Below are 14,658 nucleotides of genomic sequence, written 5' to 3'. Positions count from 1 at the left end.
CTCATGACGGTGGAATCTATGGTCTTCGCAACACGCTCCGGATCGGAATTGGTCACCGGATTCCCCACCAGGTGGTTTTCGTCGACCCGGGCTTCCAGGTAGGACTACATAGGACAGCCCCTGCGGGGAGGAAGGTGCTGGCGTGGCGACCGTTTCAACCGACGTGCAGGGCCCCAGCGACGGGGAACTGATCGAAGAGGTGCGCGGCGGGTCCTCGCGCGCCTACGCGCAGCTCTACGAGCGGCACGTGGCCTCCGCCTACAACATGGCCCGCCAGGTCGCCAAGACCCCGGCCGAGGCCGATGACCTGGTCTCGGAGGCCTTCGCGAAGGTCCTGGACACGCTGCGCGAAGGCCGCGGCCCGACCTCGGCCTTCCGCGCCTACCTGCTGACCTCGCTGCGGCACCTCGCCTACGACCGCACCCGCCGGGATCGCAAGATCCACCTCGCCGACGACGTCGCCGAGGTCTCCGGCGCCGACGTGAGCGTCCCGTTCCAGGACACCGCGACCGAAGGGCTCGAGCGCACGCTCGCCGCGCAGGCCTTCGCCCGGCTGCCCGAGCGCTGGCAGACCGTGCTCTGGCACATCGAGATCGAGGGCCAGTCGCCCGCCGAGGTCGCCCCGCTGCTCGGCCTCACGCCGAACGGGGTCTCCGCGCTGGCCTACCGGGCGCGCGAAGGACTTCGGCAGGCCTACTTGCAGGTGCACCTCGGGCAGCTGGACGCCACCGAGTCCGGAGTGGAGCAGTGCCGGGCCACCGTCGACCGGCTCGGCTCGTGGACCCGCAGCGGGTTGTCCAAGCGCGAGACCGCGCAGGTCGAGACCCACTTGGACGGTTGCGACCGGTGCCGCGCGCTGGCCGCCGAGCTCGCCGACGTCAACGGCGCGCTGCGCGTCGTCATCGCCCCGCTGGTGCTGGGCGGATCGGTCGTCGGCTACCTGGCGAGCACCTCCGGCGGCACGGCCGCCGCCGCGGCCGGTGGCGCTGCCGCTGGTGGCGCAGCTGGTGGCGCCGCGGCGGGCGATGCCGCCACGTCGGGCCCGCGGCAGGCGGTCACCGCGGGAGCTGCCGCCGCGGTGCTCGCCGCCGCGGTGGCGATCGCGCTGACCTCGGGCGGCGACCAGTCCGTGCCGGTCGCGCAGGAACCGCCCGCACCGCAGGCACCCGCGCCCGCACCGCAACCGCCCGCGCCACCCGCACCGCAGCCACCGGCCGCACCGCCGCCGGCGCCGCAACCACCGCCGCCCGCGCAGCCGCCGCAGGCCCCGCCCGCGCCAGCACCGGCACCCGCGCCGGCACCCGCACCCGCACCGGGTGCGCCGTCGCTGAACGCGGTCGGCCCGTCGCAGCCCCTGCAGCTGATCGCCGGAGGCGATCCGGTGGCGCTGCCGATCACGCTGACCAACAACGGCACCGGTGATTCGCAACCGATCACCTCGACGATGCAGCTGCCGCCCGGGGTGACCGCCCAGATGCCGACGGCGGCCTCCGGCGGCCCGGCCAGCACCACACCGCAGAGCGTCAGCGCCTCCGCCGTGCCGGTCCGCACCCAGGCGCCCGGCGCGCCCGCGGTGACCTGCTCCAGCCAGTCCGATGTGCTGACCTGCACCACCGACCGCGGGCTGCGGCCGGGCGAGTCGATGGCCTTCGACTACCTGGTGCGAGCCGACTCCTCGGCCACGGGCGGCACGATCAGGGTGAACATCAGCGCGGGCGCGCAGATCGACCTGAACCTCCCGACCGTGCCGGTGATCGTCCAGCCCCCGGCGCCGCCGCCGGCGCCCGAGCCGCCGAAGCCGCCCGCGCCGATCGACCGGGTGGACCTGCGGGCGTACTCGGCCGATCAGCCGTGGCTGCCCCACAGCCGCATCGCGATCAACGTCCGGAACACCGGCACGAGCACGCGCGAGGCGGAGGCCGTGGCGAAGCTTCCCGACGAGGTGGAGATGAGCGCCACCCCGCACGGCTGCACCGCCGAGCCCGCCGCCGGCGGGACCGCGGTGACCTGCTCCGAGGAGCTCGCACCCGGTGAGCAGCTGGATCGCGACCTGTGGGTCCGGCACGACCGCGAGCACGGGCACCCGTGGTGGCCACCGCACGAGCGCGGCCACCACCGCCCCGTCTCGGTGACCGTGCCGATCACCGCCTCGCTCGGCCAAGCCACCGACAGCGAGTCGGTGCGCCTGCAGCTGTGGCTGCCGTGGTGGCCGCAGCCACCGCGACCGCCGCACGAGCCGCCCGCGCCGCCGACCAGCGAGACGAGCACCTCACCGACGACGACCACCGCGCCCACCGGGCCGGAGTGCCCGCCGTGGTGGCCGCCGGGCAACGGCGCACCGCCCTGGCCACCTGACGGGGACCGTCCCGGCAACGGTCACGGGCACGGGCACGGGCACGGCTGGGAGTACCAGCACGGCCAGGAGCACTGGTACGTCTGGCAGGACTGGGACGGCTGGCACTGCCGCCGGTCCCACCCGAGCACCCCCGGGCAGGCGCCCGCGACGCCGTCCGCGCCCGCGCCGACGAGCACGCCCGCGCCGTCGACGACCGAACCGCGGCCGACGAGCTCCACGCCCACCCAGGAGCCGAGCACGACGGGGTCGACGCCGCCACCGGAGCCGTCCACGACGTCGCGCTCCCCCGCGCCCAGCAGCACGACGGGCGGCACGACGACCTCGAGCACGACGCGACCGAGCTCGTGACCGCCCGCTGCGGGTCCTCGCCCACGAGCGAGGGCCCGCAGCGGGTTTCGCCGACGTGAGCGGACCAACACCTGCGTCGCTGGCAGCCTCGGGAAGGCTCCGTAGACTCGGGGCCGTGTCCGTCCCCGACCACGTGCTCGCTCGACTGCCGCGCGCCCTGCAAGCCCTCCTGCTGCGGCACCGCGAACTGCTCAAGTTCGGCACCGTCGGGGCGATCACGTTCTTCATCGACACGGGCATCTTCTACGCGCTCAAGCTGACCGTGCTCTCGCCGAAGCCGGTGACCTCGAAGGTCATCGCCGTCCTGGTGGCCACCCTGGTGTCCTACGTGCTCAACCGGGACTGGTCGTTCCGCACCCGCGGTGGTCGCCGCAGGCACCACGAGGCGACCCTGTACTTCCTCATCAGCGGCATCGGCGTGGCGCTGTACTCGGCGCCGCTGTGGGTCTCGCGCTACCTGCTGCACCTGCAGACGCCCCACACCAGCAGGCTGGTCGAAGAGCTCGCCGACTTCACCTCGGGGCAGATCATCGGCCTGCTGCTGGGCATGGCCTTCCGCTGGTGGGCCTTCCGCAGGTGGGTCTTCCCCACCGACCAGCAGGAAGGCCCGGTCGACCCGCCGTCGCGGCGGCGCGCCCTGGTGAGCTGAGCAGCGCCCGCACCGAACCCGCCCCGGCCGCTACCACCGGAGCTGCGGCCGACCCCGGCCCGCAAAGCGCGCCCCGCCAGCTCGCACCGGGGCTCGGGACCTCACCGCGGCGTCGGCTCGGGCTTCCACGGCAGCCCCAGCACGTCGTCGGCGCGGGCGATCGGCAGGAACACCTCGAACAGCGCGGGACGCGCCCGGCTGAGCTCGAGACGCCCCCCGTCGGCCTCCACCAGGGCACGCGCCAGCGCCAGCCCGACGCCGGTGGAGCCGTGCCCGGAGAAGCCGCGCTCGAAGACGTGCGGAACCAGCTCCTCCGGCACGCCCGGTCCGGCGTCGGAAACATCGATGACCACGGTTCCGGCGCCCTGCCGCGCGGTGAGCGAGACGGCCCCCTGCCCGTGCCGCAGGGCGTTGTCCAGCAGCACCCCGATCGCCTCGCGCAGCCGTCCGGGCGTGGCGCGGGCCAGCAGCTCGTCGGCGATCTTGACCCGCAGCGCGCGCCCCTCGGCGCGCAGCGGCTCCCGCCACTCGTCGGCGACCCTGGTCAGCAGGCTGGTCACGTCCAGCGGCTCGGCGTCGCGGGCGCGGGCCGCGGTCGCGGCGGCCAGCAGGTCGTCGAGCACCTCGGAGAGCAGCTCGGCCTGCTCCAGCGCCGCGCGGGCCTCCTCCTCGGCTTCGTCGCCGGTCGAGGTCGCCAGGACCTCCAGCCGCAGGTGCAGCGCGGTGAGCCTGCTGCGCAGCTGGTGCGAGACGTCCCCGACGAGCTCGCGCTCCCGCTGCACCAGCTGGGACAGCGCGGCGCCGGAGGCGTCCAGCGCATCGGCCACCCGATCGAGCTCCGGAACCTGGTGCCTGCGCTGGTCCGGCCGGAAATCACCGGCGCCCAGGCGGGCCGCTCGCGCCGCGACGTGCCGAAGCGGGTCGGCCAGCCTGCGCGCGGTCAGCGAGGCGACGACCATCCCGGTGCCCGCCGAGATGACCACCAGCATCAGCACCAGGCCCCCGACCTGCAGCTGCTGGGTGCGCACCGGTTCGATCGGGGTGGCGATGGTCACCGTTCCCCTGCGCACCATCGGCACGCTCTGCAGCAGCGCGTTCTCCCCCGGGTCCGGGCCGTAGGTGTAGTCCTGCCCCTGGACGGAGGTCACGGTCAGCCGGGCGCCCTTGGGCACCGCGACGTGCACCACCTTGAGGTTGATCGGCTGCCCGGCGGCGATCTGCTCGTCGAGCGCGGTGGCGATCTGCTGGGCGCGCTGGGCGATCTCCTGCTCGGTGATGTCCTCGACGAGCTTCAGCGCGGTGAAGCCGAGCGGGACGCCCAGCACGACCACGGCTACCGCGATCGCCAGCAGCGTGGCCTGAAGAATCCGACGACGCACGGCGGATCAGTCCGAGTTGAACCGGAACCCGACGCCGCGCACCGTGGCGATCCGCGTCTCGTCCAGGCGCCCGTCGCGGTCGCTGAGCTTGCGGCGCAGCCAGGAGATGTGCATGTCGAGGGTCTTGCTGCCCTTGCGGTCGGACTCGGGCCAGACCTCCTCGAGGATCTCCTCGCGGGTGACGACCTGCCCGGCGCGCTGCATCAGCACCCGCAGCAGCTCGTACTCCTTGTTGGCCAGCTGCACCTCGTGCTCGTCGACCAGCACCCGCCGCGCGGTCAGGTCCAACCGCACGCCCGAGGCCTCCAGGGTCTCCGGGGCTCCGCGGCGCAGCAGGGCGCGGATCCGGGCCATCAGCTCGGCCAGCCGGAAGGGCTTGGCGACGTAGTCGTCGGCCCCTGCGTCCAGCCCGACGACGAAGTCGACCTCGTCGGTGCGGGCGGTGAGCATCAGCACGGGCAGCCCCCTGCCCTGAGCTCGCAGCCTGCGACACACCTCCAGCCCGTCCATTTCGGGCAGTCCCAGGTCCAGCACGAGCAGGTCGACACCGCCCGAAGAGGCCATGCGCAGCGTGGCGGGGCCGTCCTCGATCACCTGGACCGTGTAGCCCTCGCGCTGCAGCGCACGGGACAACGGCACAGCGATGGCCGGATCATCTTCTGCCAGCAACACCACGCTCACGGCGTCCAGCGTAGTTGCCACCGGAGAGCACGTCCGCCGCGTGGCAGGTTCATCGCGCGGAGTGAGCACGCCCACTCCCGCCCGCGGCTCGACCCAGGTCCGCCAGGAGCTAGGGTCGGACGCGTGACCAGCGATCTCGATCTCGCCCAGCGGCTGGCCGATGTTGCGGACTCGATCACCGCGGCGCGCTTCCGGGCGCGCGACCTCGGCGTGGACCGCAAACCGGACCGCACGCCGGTCACCGATGCGGACCTGGCCGTCGAGGACGCGGTGCGCGAGGTCCTCGCCGAGGACCGCCCGGAGGACGTGGTGGCCGGCGAGGAACGCGGCGGCGACGTCGGCGCGGGACGCGCCTGGGTCCTGGACCCCATCGACGGCACCAAGAACTTCCTGCGCGGGATCCCCGCGTGGGCGACGCTGATCGCGCTGGTCGACCGGGGACGGCCGGTGCTGGGCGTGGTCAGCGCCCCGGCACTGGGCAAGCGCTGGTGGGCCGCCGCGGGCGAGGGCGCCTGGTGCAGGACGGGTCAGGCGGAGCCGGAACGGATGTCGGTGTCCGGCGTGCGAGACCTGTCCGACTCCTACGTTTCCACCACCCACCTCGGAACCTGGGTCGAGCACCACTCGCGGGAGGCGTACCTGCGGCTGGTCGACGCCTGCTGGGAGAACCGGGCTTTCGGCGACTTCTGGCAGCACTGCATGGTCGCCGAGGGCGTCATCGACATCGCGGCCGAGCCGATCGTCAACCCGTGGGACGTGGCCGCGGCGCAGGTCCTGGTGGAGGAGGCCGGGGGCAGGTTCACCGACCTCTCCGGCGAGGCCCGCTACGACGGCGGCAACGCCCTGTCCACCAACGGCCACCTCCACGACGAGGCCCTGCGCCACCTCAGCGAACCTGCCTGAGAAGGGCGCTCGAGCGCGGTGCGCGGTTCGGCGCGTCCTCGGACGCCGTCCGGCGGCGCGCCCGTGCCGCACCTGAAGCGGCGGGTCGCCCCGCACCGCCGAACGGTGCTTAGGCGGACCGGGCTTCCCGGCCCAGCAACCTGGCGTAGCCCACGCCCGCCGCGAGCAGGATCAGACCGGCGCACAGGAACGCGACCACGCGTCCGAACCCGTCGAGCGTGGCCAGGTCGAACAGCAGGAGCTTGGCCAGCGAGACCGCCGTCAGCACCATGCCCGCGATGCGCAGGTGCTTGAGCCGCACGCCGCGCAGCAGCATCGCGATCGCGGCGAGCACCCAGCACAAGGTGATCAGGACGTGCCCGACGAGGAACGCGTCGTGCGACTCCGAGACCAGCAGGCAGGCGGCCATGATCGCGCTGGCGGTGCCGTAGAGCGCGGCGACGAGCGCACCCGCCCAGATCGGCAGCGATTCCGGCAACCTGCGGATCGCCCCTATGGCGACCCCGGCTGCTGGCAGCGCGGCGGCCACACCGGTGATCAGCAGACCGGCCACCAGGCCGGGGACGCCGACGCCCTCGTCGAACCACAGCATGCCGCCGACCGGCGCCTCGTTGCCGATGGCGATCCAGAACCCCGCGAACGCGTAGATCCCGGCTCCCAGCAGGATCCCTCCGCGTCGCAGCAGGTACCCGGCGAGCGCCAGCACCAGGGCCTCGAACAGCAGGGCCGTCGCCCAGCTCGACGAATCCAGCGCGCTCGCGGTGGCCTGAGCAGCGGCGACCATCGCCAGCGCCCCGGTGGCGATCAGGAACCGGCCGGACAACCAGTCGGCGAAGGCCGGCAGGTAGCGGCCGACGCCCCAGATCGCGCCCAGCAGCAGGGCCGTGCCCGCGCCGGTGGCGGTCGCCTCGACCCGTTCCAGCAGCAGAGGGCCGGCGAGGAACGCCGGGGTCGGTGCGGCCACCAGCAGACCGATGTTGGTGCGGTCGGCATCGGGCCGGGCCCCCGCGGTGATCGCGGCGAGCACCACGCCCAGCACGGAGGCGGCGAAGATCGCGACGATCAGCGCGTTGCTCGGGTAGCCCAGCGACCACGCGGTGCCGATCAGCGCAGCCAGCACCGCCGGGATGCCCGCCACCACCGCCAAGCCGCGCCAGGCCCGGCGGACCTGGATCGGCGTGGCGGCGATCTGCAGCAGGACCAGGAACCCGATCAGCAGCGCCGTCGGCCGCGAGGTGATCATCGGAGCGCAGATCGCCGACCCGAGCACCACGCCGACGGCGAGCGACTGAGCGCGCCAGCGGTCGGCCAGGACCAGCCCGCCGAAGGTCGCGAGCAGGCCGACGCCGAGCCCCGCGGCGACCGGCAGGAAGCGGTACAGCGCGGTCGCGGCGACGACGTCCAGGAACAGCGCGGCGAAACCCGTGGTGGCCAGGGCGATTCCGCCGATGCGCTGCTCGGCGGCCTTCTGGTGCACCCACCACCCCGCCGCGATCAGCAGCGCGGCCAGCGCCGCACCGCCGCCGATCCGGGCGACCGGTCCCAGCCAGTCCTGCTGCACCGCCAGCACCAGCAGGAACACCACGCCGAGAAGGGTGATCCCGGCGCCGACCCAGGCCAGCACGCGGCTGGGTTCGAGGTCGGGCCGCCGACGGCGCGGTTCGGCCGCAGCCCGCCGCGGGTACGGCGGCAGTTCCGCCTCGCCCGCCGCGGGCGCCGGTGGCGCCGCGGGCTGTCCGGGCGCGGCTTCCTGCTGCGGAGCGGCCGCTCGCGCCTGAGCAGCCGCCTGGGTCTGCAACACGCTGCCGAGATAGGACAGGCGCTGCCCGATCGCGTTCAGCTCGCCCGCGACGAGTTGCAGGGGATCATCGGTCTGCGGTTGCGACATGCCGACATGCTCCGCTGCCCGGGCGCACCGGACATCCGTAGCACTACTCAGATCCTGCCGGTGCGCTCGCGCAGGCGGGCGGTTCGGGGCCCGGTCAGGGCCGCGGGATGCCCTGCGGCGGGGTGCTGGTGACGTCCACGGGGCCGACCACGCCGCGCAGCGCCTGGGTCCAGGTCAACCTGCCGAACAGGTAGAAGCAAGCCACCTGCTCGTCGTTGAACCGCGCCCAGTCGTAGCGGTTGCCCTGCTCGCGCCAGAAGACCTCCCACGCAGCGGTGCCATCGGCCTCGTCGCGGACCAGGCACCAGGCGTCGTCGACCTCGGCCCCGATGGAGACCAGCTCCTCCGGCACTTCCATCGCCACGAGCCAGCCCAGCACGGACTCGCTGTTCACCCCTCGACCTCCCGCTCGTCGTCGCCGCTGAGCGCGGCGTCCCCGGACATCTCGATGCGCAACGTCGACGCCTCGGCGATCCGCCGCCCCCGGGTCAGCTCCACCAGCCAACCGAGGCCGACCAGGTCGTTCGCCGAGCAGGTCGCGCGGTAGCGCAGCCCACCGCCGGGCTGCTCGAACCACGGAGCCACCACCGAGCGCCACACCGGCAACGGCCGCACCACCCGGTAGCTGCGGTGCTCGCGCTCGGCGTGCCCGGGCGGCAACGAGCGCTGCGCGAACGGGGTCCCGGCCGCGTGGAAGATCCGCCCCGCACCGTCGCCGAGCAGGTCCAGCTCGGTTTCGGGTTCGAGCACCACCGGCTCGCCCGCCTCGTGCCCGCCCTCCGGGAACTGCTCGGAGGGCGGCCAGGCGCGGCTGCCCCCTGCGGTGTAGCGCTGCTCCCACTCCAGCTCGCTGAGCTCGCCGAGCTCGTCGTACCCGGCCAGCAGATCCTCGGGCAGGCGCTCGGGATCGCCGCGCTCGCGCCGTTCCCGCTGCGCCTCCCGGTAGAGCTCGCCGGAGCCGATCCCGGCCAGCGCGTCGGCGTCGTCGACGAGCCGCGATTCCGGGTGATCCTGCGGCGGGAAGTTCAGGCCGGCCCGCGGTTCGCCGGTGGACGGCGGTGGCAGCTGCCTGCTCGCGCCGTGCGAGGCGACCGGCAGGTGCCCGATCGGGAACTGGTGCAGCACGATCGCGACCGCGTCGGCGTTGCGCGGCCCGTTGCGCAGCCCGCGCTGCGGCGATTCCGGAGCGTGCGATGGCGCCTGCGGCGGGTTGTGCGGGGGCATCAGCGGAGCGCGCTGGACCTGCTGGTTCGGCGGTCCGGCGCGGTGCGGCGTTGCGCCCCGGCCAGGTGGGACGGGTGCGCCGACCTGCCCGTAGGCGCCTGGACCGGGCGCGCGCGGGCCGGCGGCGTGCGGGGGCGGTTGCCCGGTCGCACCGGCGTTCGGACCCGCGGTGCCGCCAGGAGCGGCGAAGTACCCGCCCTGCTGCGCAGGTGGCGGGCCGTAGGCCTGGGGAGGCTGCGCGACGGGCGGCTGCGCGGGCTGGCCGGGCGCTGCCGCCCAAGCCGACTGCACCCCGTGCGGAGCGGTCGCCGGATCGGCAGCGGGCGAGGGGCCCGCGGGCCCGGACCCGCCGCTCACCGGGATCGGCCCGGTGCTGGGATCGGCGGCGTCCCGGACGGCCTCGCCGGATTCCTCCACCGTCGGGGCCACCTCGCCGGCGCCTCCCGGCGGGGCGCCGTCCATCGCGTGCTGCGCACCTGCTGCCACTTCCCCAACGCTCTCCTGCACCCCGCCGACGACCCGACCGGCGGCCTCCGGCGCACCCGGCTCCGCACCGCGGGCCAATTCGTCCACTGTGGACTTCTCGTTCCCGATCGCGCGGGTTCCAGCTTCCACGACCGCACCCGGTTCCGGCCCCACCGCAGTGGCGAGCGTCTCGTGCAACCGAGCGAGATTCACCGTCGCGCCGCGGATCTCGGAGTCGACGGCAGCCAGCGCCTGCGGATGACCGGCCTTCGCCGCTTGTTCCGCGACGTCGGTGCGCCGGGCCAGCGCGGTCAGCTCGCGCACCAGCTCCACCTTGGTCTCACCGATGCGCTGCGCCGCGTCGTCCAGCCGATCGGCCGCCGCGGTGCACCTCCGCGCCGAGACCGGCAGCAGGCCGTCCTCCTCGACGAAGCCACGCCACTCGCGGCCGGCGGCGTCGGCCGCCTCGCCCCGGAACGCGCGCAGGGCTCCCTGCGCGGTGGTGTCCGCGTCACCCGCCAGCGATTCGATGGACCTGGCGGCCTCCCGCCAGGCGGTCGCCGATTCGCGCATCCGGTCCTCGTCGGCCTCCGGCCAGCGCACACCCGCCTTCTCGGCGACCCCGGCGAGCTCGGCCGGAAGTTCGATCCCCACGTTCAGACCTCCCCCGCGAGACGACCGATCTCGTCGGCGTTGGCCAGGTCCGCGGACCGGGCGGTGTCCGCGGTCGCGGCGAGCTTGTCCCCCATCTCGCGCAGTCGCCCGGGAATCTCCTCGACCGCGGCGAGGGTCTCCTCGGCCGGGGCGCGATGAGCGGCGGCGAAGCGCTGGCCGATCTCGTCCCGGCCCCAGCACTGACCGGCCGACTCGACCGCCCGCCGCAGGTCGGCGGCGGCGCGCCGAGCGCGCTCGGCGTGCTCGGCGAACTCGTCGGCGCGCCCGCTCAGGCTCGCGAGATCGCTGCGGAAACCGCTCATCGTCACCTCCGCTCCGCCGGCCCGGAGCTCAGCCAGCTGGTCTGCGAGAAGTCCTCGTCCTCCAGGTCGTCCTCCGCTGGGCGCGCCGCGGCGCGCGGCTGCGGCCCGGGTTTCGGGGTCTCCCCGAGGAACGTCTCCGGATCGGCACCGGGAGGCAGCACGTCGGCCAGGATCTCGGCGGCGCGCTCGGCCGCGCTGGCCGCGGCCTGGCCGGTCAGCCGCACGACGGTCGCGGCGAGCTCCGCGGGACGCAGCCTGCGGTAGACGTCCTCGGCGAGCACCACCTCGCGCAGCACGCCCTGATGACCGACGACGACGCGCACGGCCCCGTCGGAGCTCCGCGCTTCGGCGGTGACGGCCTCGAGCGCGCGGTGGGTCTCCGCCAGGCGCTCCCTGCTGCTGCGGTACTCCGCCAGCAGCTCGTCCACCTCCGCCCGGTGGTTCTGGGCGGTTCGGTCGGTCGGCACTGCCGCTACCCTCCCCGTGCTCGTGGGCGGCTCCTCGGTCGTGGCGCGCGCTCCACTGGGTCGATGGTTCCACGTCCGGCTCGCGATTTCACCGTCCGCCGCAGCGGGCTGCACGATCCTCGCAGGCACGACCACCTGGTGTGATCGGCCTCGCAGCCCTCCGGGTCCGGCGTGCTGCGAGGATGAGCAGATGGGCGGTATCGCGTACGAGGACTTGACGCCGGGCAGCACGTTCGACCTCGGGAAGGTCGTGGTCGACCGCGCCGAGATGCTGGAGTTCAACGAGCGCTTCGACCCGCAGCCCTTCCACCTGGACGAGGAGGCGGGGCGGAACTCGGTGCTGGGCGGTCTGTGCGCCTCGGGATGGTTCACCGCCTCGCTGTGGATGCGGGCCTACGTCGACAACGTGCTGGCCGGGTCGACCTCCCAGGGATCACCGGGCGGCAACGAGTTGTCCTGGCCGGCACCGGTTTTCCCGGGTGATGTGCTGCACTTCGGCATGGAGATCACCGGCAGGCGGCGTTCCCGCAGCAAGCCGGACCTGGGCCTGGTGGAGATCACCGGAACGGCCGACCGCGAGGGCGAGCGCGTGCTTCGCTTCAGCTTCCTCGGGATGTTCGGCACCCGCGAGCAGGGCTAGGACCTGCACGGAGGAGGCCTCGGCGACCGCTGACCGCGAGCCACCGGGCTCGTTCCGGCCGTCCTCGGCGGAGAGCCGGGAAGCAGCAGCCCCGCACGGCCCGGGAACTGCTCGCGGATGCGGCGGAGCCGCCGTTCCAGGTGTGGGGGTCAGCTCGCACTGCCGCGGGTTCGACAGCCGCGTCGCGGCGAGCAGAGCAGTCCCGCCCAGAAGCTAACTCGCACCGCCGAGAGCTCGGACGACTCCGGACGGGCTCGGACGGCCGAGCTGGCCCGCCATCCAGACGCTGGTGTCCACCAGCGCGGCGAGGTCGACCCCGTGCCGGATGCCCAGCCCGTCGAGCATCCAGACCAGGTCTTCGGTGGCGAGGTTGCCGGTCGCCGACTTCGCGTACGGGCAACCGCCCAGACCGCCGGCCGAGGAGTCGATCGTCGACACCCCGAGTCGCAGCGCGGCGTAGGTGTTGGCCAGCGCCTGGCCGTAGGTGTCGTGGAAGTGCACCGCGAGCCGGTCGACCCCGATCCCGGCGGCGGTGAACCCGCCCAGGAGCACCTCGACCTGCCCCGGGGTGGCCACGCCGATGGTGTCGCCGAGCGACAGCTGGTCGCAGCCCATCTCCAGCAGCCGGGCGCCCACCGCGACGACCTGCTCGGCGGGCACCGGGCCCTCCCACGGATCGCCGAAGCACATCGAGAGGTAACCGCGCACGGACAGCCCCTCGTCGACCGCCCGGCGCACGACCGGGTCGAACATGGCGAACTGCTCGTCGAGACCGCGGTTGAGGTTGCGACGGCTGAACGACTCGGTGGCCGAGGCGAAGATGGCGATCTCGGCGACTCCGGCCTCCAGCGCGCGGTCGAACCCGCGCTCGTTGGGCACCAGGACCGGATACCGCACGCCCGGTGCCCGCTCCAGGCGATCGAGGAGGTCGGTGGCGTCGGCCAGCTGCGGGACCCACTTCGGGTGCACGAAGCTGGTCGCCTCCAGAACCCCGAGCCCGGCGTCCGCCAAGCGCCGCAGGAACTCGATCTTGACCTCCACCGGGACGGTCTCCTGCTCGTTCTGCAGGCCGTCGCGCGCGCCGACCTCCCAGATCGTCACGGCGGCGGGCAGGTTCTCCTGATCCGGCGCGGGGATCGGCATCGGCAGCCCGAGTTCGCGTGTCACCGGCCCTCCTCGAAGTGCGGGTCGAAGTCGTCGTGCGGATCGTCGTTGACCTCGCGGTAGAGCAGCGTGTGCACCTGCTCGACCTGCGGGATGTCGTCGAACTCCAACGGCTCGTCGGAGGCGGACTCCACGATGAGCGTGCCGCACCCCAGCACGCGGTCCAGCAGCCCGTGCCGGAAGCGCACCGAATTGATCCGCGACATCGGGATGTCGATGCCGGTTCGGGTGAACACGCCCTCGCGGACCATCAGCCGGTGCGTGGTGACCACGAAGTGCGTGGTGCGCCACCGGGCCAGCGGTGCCAGGGTGAACCAGATGATCAGGGCGGCGGCCAGGACGCCCAGCCCGATCCAGATCGGCAGGTGCCAGGCCATGCCCGCGGCCAGCGCGGCCAGGTAGGAGCCGCCGCCGACCACCGCGAACAGCACCAGCACCGGGAAGACCAGCATCTTCCAGTGCGGGTGCTTGTGCACGACCACGTACTCGTCCTCGCCGAGCAGGCCGTCCGGGTAGGCCACCGCTTCCCTCCTCAACCGAATCGCCGGTCGACGATCACGTTACCGGCCGCCGCGCGCCCGAGAAGACCTTCACGCTCGACGCACGTGCACCACGTCGCCCGCCGCGACCGCCGTGGTGCCGCCGTCCTCGGTGCGAACGACCAGGCGCCCGGAGGGATCGACATCGGTGGCGACTCCGGACACCCGGGTGTCGCCGTCGAGCTCCACCCGCACCTGCTGCCCGACCGTCCAGCACAGCCCGCGGTAGCGCTCCAGCAGGCCGTTGGGCTCCACGGCGCCGCCATCGGCTCGCCAGCGCTCCTCGACCTCGGCCAGCGCGGTGAGCAACGCCACCGCGAACTCCTCGCGATCGACCTCGGCGCCCTCCGCGGCCAGCGAGGTCGCGCTCAGCCCGCCGGCGCCGGTGGGCAGGTCGGCCCGTTCCTGCAGCAGGTTGACGCCCATGCCCAGCACGATCGCCATGCCGTCCGGCCCGGCCACCGCCTCGGAGAGGATCCCGGCGCCCTTGAGCCACTCGTCGCCGGACCCCAGGAGCAGGTCGTTGGGCCACTTCACGCCCGCGGGCACACCTGCGGTGCGCTGCACCGTCTCGGCCAGCGCGATACCGGCCAGCAACGGCATCCAGGCCAGCAGCGAGGGCGGGACCTGCGGGCGGAAGAGCACGCTGACGAACAGCCCCTGACCGCGCGCGGAGAGCCACGGCCGCTGCAGGCGACCACGACCGGCCCGCTGCTCCTCGGCGAGGAGCACGGTGCGGTCCGCGGCGCCGGTCCCGGCGGCCGCGGCCAGGTCGCTGTTGGTCGAGCCGGTCACGTCCACGACCTCCAGCGCCGCGTACGGCCCCTCGTCGACCAGCCGTTCGCGCAGCCGATCACCGTTCAGCGCAGCCCCGATGCTCATAGCTCCAGCGTATGCCAGGGCTGCGCGGCGCCCCGCGCTCGCGTGCGCGGAGCGCCGCGGGGCCGCGCCGGGCGACGGCGCGGCGCGCGGGCTCCG

At 73.9% G+C, this 14,658-nt stretch carries 14 protein-coding genes; 4 read left to right on the top strand and 10 right to left on the bottom strand.

Features of this window, described 5'->3' with window-relative positions:
- Positions 1-142 precede the first annotated feature (142 nt).
- Both ACFQRI_RS08520 and ACFQRI_RS08515 read left to right on the top strand, forming a co-directional pair.
- Positions 143-2,704, top strand: a complete 2,562-nt coding sequence (locus ACFQRI_RS08520) for a sigma-70 family RNA polymerase sigma factor (RefSeq protein ID WP_380666319.1) — start codon at positions 143-145, stop codon at positions 2,702-2,704.
- Positions 2,705-2,819: 115 nt separating this feature from the next.
- Positions 2,820-3,353, top strand: a complete 534-nt coding sequence (locus tag ACFQRI_RS08515; RefSeq protein WP_380666317.1) for a GtrA family protein — start codon at positions 2,820-2,822, stop codon at positions 3,351-3,353.
- A gap of 101 nt (positions 3,354-3,454) precedes the next feature.
- Here the strand turns inward: ACFQRI_RS08515 and ACFQRI_RS08510 are convergent, their stop codons facing one another.
- Positions 3,455-4,732, bottom strand: a complete 1,278-nt coding sequence (locus ACFQRI_RS08510; RefSeq protein WP_380666315.1) for an ATP-binding protein — start codon at positions 4,730-4,732, stop codon at positions 3,455-3,457.
- Positions 4,733-4,738: 6 nt separating this feature from the next.
- Complete coding sequence (locus ACFQRI_RS08505) at positions 4,739-5,413, bottom strand: response regulator transcription factor (RefSeq protein ID WP_380666313.1); 675 nt, start codon at positions 5,411-5,413, stop codon at positions 4,739-4,741.
- Positions 5,414-5,536: 123 nt separating this feature from the next.
- Here ACFQRI_RS08505 and hisN point away from each other — a divergent pair, with 123 nt between their 5' ends.
- Positions 5,537-6,316 (top strand): histidinol-phosphatase, encoded by a 780-nt coding sequence (gene hisN, locus ACFQRI_RS08500; protein WP_380666311.1) that lies wholly within the window; start codon positions 5,537-5,539, stop codon positions 6,314-6,316.
- A 109-nt stretch (positions 6,317-6,425) separates the two neighbouring features.
- Here hisN and ACFQRI_RS08495 read toward each other — a convergent pair whose 3' ends face one another.
- The 5 genes from ACFQRI_RS08495 to ACFQRI_RS08475 all read right to left on the bottom strand — a co-directional run bounded on the left by ACFQRI_RS08495 (position 6,426) and on the right by ACFQRI_RS08475 (position 11,337).
- The gene (locus ACFQRI_RS08495; protein ID WP_380666309.1) at positions 6,426-8,204 is read right to left on the bottom strand and encodes a DUF2339 domain-containing protein; all 1,779 of its coding nucleotides are present in this window, start codon (positions 8,202-8,204) and stop codon (positions 6,426-6,428) included.
- A 94-nt stretch (positions 8,205-8,298) separates the two neighbouring features.
- Complete coding sequence (locus ACFQRI_RS08490) at positions 8,299-8,598, bottom strand: hypothetical protein (protein WP_380666307.1); 300 nt, start codon at positions 8,596-8,598, stop codon at positions 8,299-8,301.
- On the bottom strand, positions 8,595-10,547 hold the full coding sequence (locus tag ACFQRI_RS08485) for a glycohydrolase toxin TNT-related protein (RefSeq protein ID WP_380666305.1): 1,953 nt from the start codon (positions 10,545-10,547) through the stop codon (positions 8,595-8,597). The genes ACFQRI_RS08490 and ACFQRI_RS08485 overlap by 4 nt, the downstream gene beginning before the upstream one ends.
- Positions 10,548-10,549: 2 nt before the next feature.
- The gene (locus ACFQRI_RS08480; RefSeq protein WP_380666303.1) at positions 10,550-10,870 is read right to left on the bottom strand and encodes a hypothetical protein; all 321 of its coding nucleotides are present in this window, start codon (positions 10,868-10,870) and stop codon (positions 10,550-10,552) included.
- Positions 10,871-10,872: 2 nt separating this feature from the next.
- Positions 10,873-11,337 (bottom strand): YbaB/EbfC family nucleoid-associated protein, encoded by a 465-nt coding sequence (locus ACFQRI_RS08475; protein WP_380666301.1) that lies wholly within the window; start codon positions 11,335-11,337, stop codon positions 10,873-10,875.
- A gap of 190 nt (positions 11,338-11,527) precedes the next feature.
- Between ACFQRI_RS08475 and ACFQRI_RS08470 the strand changes: the two genes are divergently transcribed.
- A complete protein-coding gene (locus ACFQRI_RS08470) occupies positions 11,528-11,977 on the top strand; it encodes a MaoC family dehydratase (protein WP_380666299.1) in 450 nt (149 codons plus the stop codon).
- A 213-nt stretch (positions 11,978-12,190) separates the two neighbouring features.
- On the opposite strand, the gene ACFQRI_RS08465 is transcribed toward ACFQRI_RS08470, so the two are convergent.
- The 3 genes from ACFQRI_RS08465 to ACFQRI_RS08455 form a co-directional block, all read right to left on the bottom strand.
- Positions 12,191-13,120, bottom strand: a complete 930-nt coding sequence (locus ACFQRI_RS08465; RefSeq protein WP_380666439.1) for a hydroxymethylglutaryl-CoA lyase — start codon at positions 13,118-13,120, stop codon at positions 12,191-12,193.
- 20 nt (positions 13,121-13,140) lie between these two features.
- Positions 13,141-13,662 (bottom strand): PH domain-containing protein, encoded by a 522-nt coding sequence (locus tag ACFQRI_RS08460; protein WP_380666297.1) that lies wholly within the window; start codon positions 13,660-13,662, stop codon positions 13,141-13,143.
- Positions 13,663-13,731: 69 nt separating this feature from the next.
- Complete coding sequence (locus ACFQRI_RS08455) at positions 13,732-14,562, bottom strand: biotin--[acetyl-CoA-carboxylase] ligase (protein ID WP_380666295.1); 831 nt, start codon at positions 14,560-14,562, stop codon at positions 13,732-13,734.
- Positions 14,563-14,658 lie beyond the last annotated feature (96 nt).

The organism is Saccharopolyspora griseoalba (assembly GCF_042665275.1).
GTDB lineage: Bacteria > Actinomycetota > Actinomycetes > Mycobacteriales > Pseudonocardiaceae > Saccharopolyspora > Saccharopolyspora griseoalba.
The sequence above is the reverse complement of the archived record's forward strand: the minus strand, read 5'-3'. Positions and strand labels throughout refer to the sequence as shown.

Bases quoted from the DNA above. Each gene is read 5' to 3' on its own strand.
- ACFQRI_RS08495 (WP_380666309.1), bottom strand. From the start codon at position 8,204: ATGTCGCAACCGCAGACCGATGATCCCCTGCAACTCGTCGCGGGCGAG.
- ACFQRI_RS08480 (WP_380666303.1), bottom strand. From the start codon at position 10,870: ATGAGCGGTTTCCGCAGCGATCTCGCGAGCCTGAGCGGGCGCGCCGAC.
- ACFQRI_RS08470 (WP_380666299.1), top strand. From the start codon at position 11,528: ATGGGCGGTATCGCGTACGAGGACTTGACGCCGGGCAGCACGTTCGAC.
- ACFQRI_RS08465 (WP_380666439.1), bottom strand. From the start codon at position 13,120: ATGCCGATCCCCGCGCCGGATCAGGAGAACCTGCCCGCCGCCGTGACG.
- ACFQRI_RS08455 (WP_380666295.1), bottom strand. From the start codon at position 14,562: ATGAGCATCGGGGCTGCGCTGAACGGTGATCGGCTGCGCGAACGGCTG.